The organism is Paenibacillus sp. DMB5 (genome assembly GCF_001517085.1).
GTDB lineage: Bacteria > Bacillota > Bacilli > Paenibacillales > Paenibacillaceae > Paenibacillus_AQ.
On the sequence record NZ_LRAC01000021.1, the window covers coordinates 1 to 8,310 of the forward strand.

At 37.5% G+C, this 8,310-nt stretch carries 6 protein-coding genes; all 6 read right to left on the reverse strand.

Going from position 1 to position 8,310, the window contains the following annotated elements; genetic code table 11:
- Positions 1-24: 24 nt before the first annotated feature.
- The 6 genes from AWJ19_RS05035 to AWJ19_RS05060 all read right to left on the reverse strand — a co-directional run bounded on the left by AWJ19_RS05035 (position 25) and on the right by AWJ19_RS05060 (position 7,893).
- Positions 25-1,920 (reverse strand): AAA family ATPase, encoded by a 1,896-nt coding sequence (locus AWJ19_RS05035; RefSeq protein ID WP_068721972.1) that lies wholly within the window; start codon positions 1,918-1,920, stop codon positions 25-27.
- Positions 1,921-2,154: 234 nt separating this feature from the next.
- Positions 2,155-3,168, reverse strand: a complete 1,014-nt coding sequence (locus AWJ19_RS05040; protein ID WP_068721973.1) for an RES family NAD+ phosphorylase — start codon at positions 3,166-3,168, stop codon at positions 2,155-2,157.
- Positions 3,169-3,248: 80 nt separating this feature from the next.
- A complete protein-coding gene (locus tag AWJ19_RS05045; protein WP_068721974.1) occupies positions 3,249-4,046 on the reverse strand; it encodes a hypothetical protein in 798 nt (265 codons plus the stop codon).
- 401 nt (positions 4,047-4,447) lie between these two features.
- Positions 4,448-4,990 (reverse strand): hypothetical protein, encoded by a 543-nt coding sequence (locus tag AWJ19_RS05050; RefSeq protein WP_128083499.1) that lies wholly within the window; start codon positions 4,988-4,990, stop codon positions 4,448-4,450.
- Positions 4,991-6,239: 1,249 nt separating this feature from the next.
- On the reverse strand, positions 6,240-6,434 hold the full coding sequence (locus AWJ19_RS34565; protein WP_128083500.1) for a hypothetical protein: 195 nt from the start codon (positions 6,432-6,434) through the stop codon (positions 6,240-6,242).
- Between the two features lie 289 nt (positions 6,435-6,723).
- A complete protein-coding gene (locus tag AWJ19_RS05060) occupies positions 6,724-7,893 on the reverse strand; it encodes an FRG domain-containing protein (protein WP_068721977.1) in 1,170 nt (389 codons plus the stop codon).
- Between the last annotated feature and the right edge of the window lie 417 nt (positions 7,894-8,310).

The following is an 8,310-nucleotide window of genomic DNA, read 5'->3' on the forward strand; positions in this document are numbered from 1 at the left end:
ACGATAGATCGTCTCCTCATCAGGTTATAAACTTAATTGCGTTCTATATAGTAATATATCCTTTTCTTGTATCTGTGATTCTATATCGAATAATCTATCCATTTCATCTGGTTTTAATCCCTGTTCTTTACAAGCATCCAAAAAATCAGATTCGGTTTTTTTAATAGATGTTTTAATTTCGTTCCAATCATCATGTTCAATAGTAGATTTATTTATCGCTAATTCATAGTCTTTCAGTGCCTGGTTGATCTGACTTTTCAAATTAGATTTAGCTCCACGTATGTCTAGATTTAATTGATCGAAATAGGATGTTTCTGTCCAGTCTTGTTTTGTTAATTCTACATAGTCGGTTTCAAACATTTCCACAATTCCGTTTAGTTGTTCGGAAATTTTGATTACTTCTTCTTGAATTTCAGTTATATATCGAGCAGCTTGGGCTGCTTTAACTTTTTTATCATTTTCTACTTTCACCGCTTCAAATGCATCCCATTGACGCTTCAACTCATCTCTTTCTTGGAGAAGAAGGTTTCGTTCACTTTTGATACGTTCAATTCGAATCTCATTTTGATACCCTCGTGTAATCTCTGAGATTAACTCGGTCTCTTCTTCCTTCTTTCTCTTAAGTTGAGGCCCAGTTAAATTATCAATAAGATCCGTTAAGCAACTCTGTTCTTGAGCAATATTTGAGATCTCTCTTTGACTAATAACTGAGATATTTAAATTTCGGAATACTGCTAATGGTTCCGCTACTTCCCTGCTAATTACTTGAGGAGTTCCGTCTTTATATTCAAAGGTGTCTACAAGCCCGTGTTTGTTTTGCCAAACTAATTGTATTTTTGAAACAGAGGACAGCGTATTTTGTATTCTTGAAAGCTGTTCTGTTGCTTTTATATCCGCTTTATCCGTTGAACATAATTTTATGTATTCTAATATAGAGGATTTACCCGCTCCTCTTCCACCTATAATGCAATTAAGATTAGGTGAGAAATGAATAGTTTGATTGTTAAGGAAAGCGCAATTATCAATCGTTAAAGAAATAACTCTATCATGCATAACCTCTTCATTAGGAGAATTATCCTGTAGTTTAATACGGTCACAATCGAGAAATGCTTGTACTACTGAGTCAACACAAGGATTAGACATTTTCACCCAAGTGGTACGTTTCCCGATATAACCTTTATCACCTTCTGTTAGTCGATAAGCATCAGAAGACATGACTGCAGCTATTCTACGTTCACGTCTCCAATCAGGATGGCATTCTGGTGCTGCTGTGATTAATCTTCTCCAATTAGCTGATAGTGTATCCAGCGGTCTAGGAACCTCCATCGCCAGTAGGGTTGGATTTGTAAACATCTCTCTTTGGAAATTTTCAGTGATAAAGCGGTCGTTCAAAAAACCACTTTCCGATGTCGGGTGCGCAGCAATAATGATTCCATGATGCTCCTCTTGAACAATTCTAGCTAATTTACCAAAAGTGGTCTCGACGGGTACAATATTCCCATGACGAACCCGAGCTGTTCTTGGTAAGCCGATTTGAGTTACAAGATCATCAATATCTTGAAGTGGCTTATCATAATTAAATATGCATAATAAATGAATACCAAGCCCTTGGGAAACTTCTATTTCAAAACCTGGTAGAATAATCAATGGATTTTTACCTAATCTCCTAGCAACACTCTCATTCTTCTGCTGAAGCATTTCAAGATAATTTCTACCAATAAAATTGTGGTCTGTAACACAGATCAGTTCTAATCCTACTTCGTGGCAACGTGTTAGATAAATATCAGCGGAATAAGACATCTCCTCAGGTGTTGCACTGTATTTCAAGTAGGCAGGATCATCTGGACACCAATTATAATGATCGCCTGGTGTCTGCATTTGGAAATCACATTTATACCATCGCATACCTTGATAACTCACTTTGACCCCTCCAAGTGTCATATATTGTAATTATATGACACCTGTAGGGGTTAAAGTAGTCAATTAATAGAAAAATATTGAAAGGGAGAGAAATAATTTTTGGGAAGAATGATAAGAAGAAAATAACCTTAATAAAAGAGGAAAAATAGTAGGTTGCCTATAAGAAATAACGACTATGTACAATATAAAATATTCATAATTAGCATCATGAGAATCCTCGACCTACTAAATTCATCAAAAAACACTCGTAAGATCATCCGATTCATGATAGGCAATTGGCTCATAGATATATACTTTTGGACGGCCTTCTGCTAAAACAGCTGGTTCAGTAGTATCAAATAACACCAGATTATTTCCGTATGTTTTACGACTGGATGAATATATAATCCCTTTAAAGCCTGCCTTTCTTGCACAGTCCGCTATAAAAGTTGTGACAAAATACTGCGGTTTCCATTTGCTAGCTCTGTCTAAGACTTTCTCAAATACACAACGGGAAGCAAGCAATGCATACATAACATCACTATTTTTTTGACCTATCTCCTCCCACTCATGTCTTAAATCCAAAATATCACTTATACTATCTTTTTGCGTATACGATTGCAACCATACTAATGCTGAATTGTTGGGATTATGCAATGTCTCGACCATAGCTAAATCCTCACTATCTGCGATATAAAGTACACTTTGTCCGGAATGGTGAAATCTCCCGCCATTGGATAAGCCAATACCAGGAGCATGCAAATCTTTAGAATCAAATACATCCGGTCGATCAACAACTCTTGCTCTAGACCATTTACGAGGCGTGATGGTTACAGATTCAGCTTTTCTTTGAACAATATCTTTATAAATCTTCTTCCCCATAGCATGATCAAGTGCTAGAGAAGGATAGTCTTCAAGATACTTTCTAAATCCCTCTATATTATCAGCATATTGTTTTAGAATCCGATTGTACCGCTTTCCTTCATCTATTCGATACCTATCTTCTGTTCCTACCGTTCCATAACGCTCTATACTAGAAGAGCCACAGTAAGGGCAATGTAAATATTCGGTAATATCATCACGATACTTTTCCGGACAATTAATGCCATCCATAATATCATCAACAGTAGTTTTTTCACCATGTATCCATACATAATCACCACCATCATACGGTTGGCAAGTTACGCAATACTTTAGTAGATTCTGTACTTTTTCACGATATCTTTCTGCAGTTTTATTTAGAATAGGCAGATAATCCGAATAATCCATACTCTGTTCCCCTCATCATGTAACGTAAAAATTTTTAAAAGAGTTCTCTTCTTGAAAATGATCCATTTGCACTGGAAATACTATGAATCTCTTCGCTGTCGTTCAGATGATATGGTTAGTACTATTATAAGGGATAGAATGACTTGTATAAAAAAAGACATATACAAGAGTTTTTGATCCAACAAAAGAATTAAAATTGGACTTACAACTACCCCAAAAAGCAATAACCAAAACCTGAAACCAGGGTTACGAAGATCTTTAAAACTTTCAACAATAATATTCAGTATCCCTAAAGTAATCATTATAGAAAATATAAAAGATCCATATTTCATTGTTAAAGTGATTTTGTCCCATACAGAATCAAGTTCTACAAACTGAGAATAGTGTATTATTGCAATTAATAAAGTAATAATTACTGCAATTAATGGAGCCAACGGCTTAAGTAGCCTAGCTACAAAAGACATAATCTGCTCAATTATAAGTTTCTCTTCATTAGGAGGGCAATATGAGTCTATGGTCTCTGATATTACTTTACTAAGCGTAAGTAAAGCAGCTTCTGATCGATTAGCATAATATAGTCTAATCTTCTTCCTTATCTTATGATTTAAATATAAATAACCTTCTCCTAACTTCTCAATTAGTTTATCCTCATCTGCTCTGGCTTTATCACTTCCCAAATAAATTATCAATTGTGCATCTAACTTAGCTATGACTTCTCCTGCCTTGATTTTATGCGATTGAGATTGTTTCTCATGCTCGTAATACATATTTAAAAATGTCTTATATAGAAAAAGAACTAAAGCTACAAATAATGATATGTAAAATTTGCTAGCCACATCAAATTTAATAAATTCATTATATAACTCAAATATATCCAAACTACTTCGTCACCTTTCGTATCCATACTTAATGCTTAAATCTAAGCATAACGATAATATTGGGGATTCATTATGTCTAATAAAAACTTGAATTTAGTTTATACTCATATCTATTCCAAAACGTATACTTTTCACCAACTCTCAAATAATTAGGTAAGAGGCTGATGCAACAATCAGAGTGGGATTAATCTCCCATGAGTGCTTCCCGATAAGGAGCGACAATCTGTGATGCACCGTGATCGTTGGAGTCAGACTAACGGATGGGCTCGTAGGCACCATAGCTTATCGACTTTCCTCTCCTAGCCATAGTAGAGAGCTTAATCGATCATTCTACTTTTTTATTATTGGTTGTAAGCATATTCTAAACGCACTATTCTTAATGAGATTTAGAAGGTCTTTTTTCAGTTTCTTTTTTTCTTTTTAATAGTATTCATAACGATTTCCCTCAATTCTGGGTGAAATTCCTGAGCTTCTAATTCCGATGAATAATCATTCAGTAATCCTTTAATTTCACTTCGGTTTTCTATTAAATCTATTAATAAAGTTTTCATACTAAGCTTAAATAAACTCAGGGTACAAAAAATAACCAAATAAAAAGAATACATAATCAACGAAGTGCATAACCAAAACAGTATTATATTAAATTCTTTTGGTATCAGTGTAATAATATATGAAATAAAAGTAGCGATGATATTAAAAATGATTACTGTGATTGTAGCTTGAAATGCAGTAAGTATATTAGAATACATTTTATTAATTCTTATTAATAATTGAATAGTAATATTCTTATCATCTAGGGACTCATCATAATCCCACTTGTTTACCTGATTTTTGAGTGTATCAGTCATTTTTCCCGATGTCATAGCAAAACCTCCTACAATGAAACCTAGCAGACCGAAAAACCCAGCACCTACCGCTAAAAGTAACGTTCTAGCATTCCCCATATACTCATTAATGTTTGCTTTAGCAAGAGGTAATGTTAATGTGATTAAGTACAATGAAAAAACTGAAAATCAAATTGCTGCTATGTTATATCCGGTATTAGATTTAAATACTTTCAAAATTGATTTAAACATATCCTTTCCCCTCCATGTTTAAGATTACTTCTTTTTCGATTTTAAAATACATTTCTCCTTTAATTCGAATTAAAACATTTCAAGACCTTATATAAAAAGAGGGTCGAGTAGGCGGGGCCTCTCCATCGTGGATTGTGCCCCTACCCCTCACAGATCCGTACGTGCACAATTTACGCATACGGCTCTTCACTTCACCCTTCGCAATGTTCTGCTATTCTTGGCCATTTCGTTACCACTCTTTCCCGCCTCGGGATGCGGTAAATGTGTCCTTACCAAGATCGACGTTGTGTCGCCTGCCTTCCCTCCGCCCCCATTACAGGGGGTTCACCGGTATTATGCGGCAATCCGACTCCCTGACCGCCTTTTGGCATTCTTACGTTCTACGGCTTGTTTGCTATACCCCTGCAGGAGTTCCTAAACAGTACTTCCCTCGCAGAAGAGCGTCAGGGTCTCCCGAGTTGCTGAGTAACCATTGGTCTACATGCCTGGCTCTTCGACCCCGGGGAGGCTTCTCCATTCTCACCCTTTGCGTTTGGAGTCGTGTTGTCTTTCGGGAAAGTGAGCCCGTCGACCCTCCCGTGGATTGCCTTTCGGGCTCAATTACTTTCAGACCTGCATCCTAGCTGTCTACGCTTAAACGGCATAGTTACCACTGCCGCTCCAAGACTCGCTATTGCTAGTGTGGCTTTCACCTTTCCAAGCAGGGGTTTCACCTGCTACGCTACTCAACCTAGGCTCGGTCGCTCCATCTGTTTACAAACAATTTTATATTCAACTAAACTGCCCGTTAACGTATTGAAGCATCATTTGTGAAATATTTTATTTTCTCAGTTTAAAACTTATTTTCCGAGTCTTATACTTTACTTTTCAGTCTTAAACTTTATTTTTTTCTGATACCCGGGCTGCTGCAGCTGAGGAACCACCAGCCGCCGGTGCTGTCCGGAGGACAAGCAAGTGCGGGGCATACTGCGGCTGACCATTTCGGCGGCACCGGTGTCTCTTAGAAACAACCAGGAGTGCGGGGCTACAGTAGTCGGCTACCCGCCCACCGCCGGTACCGTCCGAAGTCACTAACTACGCGGGCCAGCAGCCGGCCATTCGCTCGCAGTTAGTATGTTCAGGACAACCAGGTGCCCGGGCATGCTGCGGCTGACCATTCCGGCAGCTCCGGTGTCTCCCAGCGAAAACCAGGAGTGCGGGGCTGCAGTAGCCGGATATCTGCCCACAACCGGAACCATCCGGAATCAGCAGGTGCTCGTGCCTGCAGCAGCCAGGCATCCGCCGTCGTCGATACCGTCCGGTACCCAGGCATGCTTGCGGTTGGGCTTCCATCGCTCGGAGCACCAGATGCTCGTTTTCGAAGAAAATAAAGTATTAGACTGGAGTTGTAATTTAACGGAATTTTAATTGGATGACTCAGCTTTTTGAAGAATTTGTTTTAGACTGATTCATTGAAAGAAACAGCGGCAGAACAAGACTTGGTAAATAAAGTCTTGGACCGCCGCTGTTATTAGACTTATTAACCTCTCTCTGCAGGCATTCACCAGTTATAGAATCAATAAGGAATGCAGCTTGTGTTTGCATTCCTTATTGATTTAGTGCTAAAGTGAAAAATCATATTCAGCTATATCTTCAAAATATTCAGGATTCTTTCTCTTCAATTCCAAAAGAGCCTTATAAAATGGATCCTCCTCGGGGTCAGGGAAGAGTTCATGTGGTTTTAGCGAATCTGTGAAGTCAAAGTTATCTTGAATTTCAAAAATCCCTATAATATTTGCAGCTGCTTCATTAATATAATTAGAAAGAAAACATGGCAAGGAACATGATTGTTTGATAGGTCTAATTGCAGGAAGATGCGGAAAGGCATGAACAGTATTAATTAGGTGATCAGATTTTTTCAAACTCGGGTTAGAGAATCTAAACAAATAAAGCACACCTTCCGATTTACCTTCAATAGGACGGAAAGTCGCTTTTAAGGTTTCCTTGTTCAAGGTAAATTTATGAGTCGCAAAAAAGATAGCTGTTTTGATATCAAACGTAACATCCAAACCAACTGTAGGATAACCATAATGTTGCTCAATTAAAGGAATTTCTCTTTCATGTTTGTGCTTCAAGCGATACCTTTTTGCATATTCCTGACTCTCTGGATCTGGAAAATCTTCTACATCTCCGGGACCATGATTGAAACCATAGCGTTCAATATTCTTTCGTTTTAGATCTGCTACATCGATGCCGTAGTAATATAGTCCATCAGCAAGAAAGTGCTGTGGACTCAATGGACTAATACCAGTAGACATCGGCCTTGAATTTGGATTTACACCTTCATTAAAATATTGTCGCCATTGGCCAGGAAGAATCAACCTTTCCAAACCATCCTTATTACTAAATATAGGATGAGGAAATGATCTTTTTGTTGTAAATTCCTTATTTTGACCCCTAAAACTAATATAATCGTTTATCCGACTATAATAAGGATCAGTACTGAGAATATTTATAGCATCAGATATCGATCTGATTTTAAATGTGGGCGTTTTTTCTGATAATTGCCCGTTTTCCGCATGTTTTATAATGTCTACAAATTGTTTTTTTAAGATTTGTCCTGAACGATAGTAAAATCCCTCAAGAACATAATCTCCCTGCAGATAATAGCCTGAATCCAAAATTTCATTTATAACATCTGAATCCACTTCGGCCTGAATCAAATATTCTGACAAAGCAGCTTGTTCAGCCTGAAAAAAATCTTGATAATTTTTCCTAAAATCTCTAAGCAATGATGAGACCTCCTGTCACATAATATTTGTCTATCCCCAATTTATGGATATCATAATTATACCATGTTACTGACCTAACGAAATATTACTCGGATATGTCTCTCAACTATCCTGCCCGTTAACTTAACCAGAAGCAGCCGGTCTTCAAGCCCGGCTGCCTCTATCTGTACTGAGCTATAGTTTCCCGTTAGCGCAATACTTTTTTTCTTTAATTATCCAAGTATAGCTAGGATAAACTGGAATTACGAGTGTCCAAAAATTATCGGAATGCGTGTCCAGATATCATCGGAATCACTGTCCAAAGTTCCCGGAATACGCATTTTCGAGTCTGTAAAATATATTGTGTAAACTCTCAAACCCATTAAAATGAAAGTAAGAGAAAGGTTGGGGAGAACACATGGGACTTTGGTCAAAACA

What these genes read in the sequence shown, in the direction of transcription:
- AWJ19_RS05040 (WP_068721973.1), bottom strand. Translation starts at nt 3,168, where the DNA reads ATGGATTATTCGGATTATCTGCCTATTCTAAATAAAACTGCAGAAAGA.
- AWJ19_RS05050 (WP_128083499.1), bottom strand. Translation starts at nt 4,990, where the DNA reads ATGGGGAATGCTAGAACGTTACTTTTAGCGGTAGGTGCTGGGTTTTTC.
- AWJ19_RS34565 (WP_128083500.1), bottom strand. Translation starts at nt 6,434, where the DNA reads ATGCCTGGGTACCGGACGGTATCGACGACGGCGGATGCCTGGCTGCTG.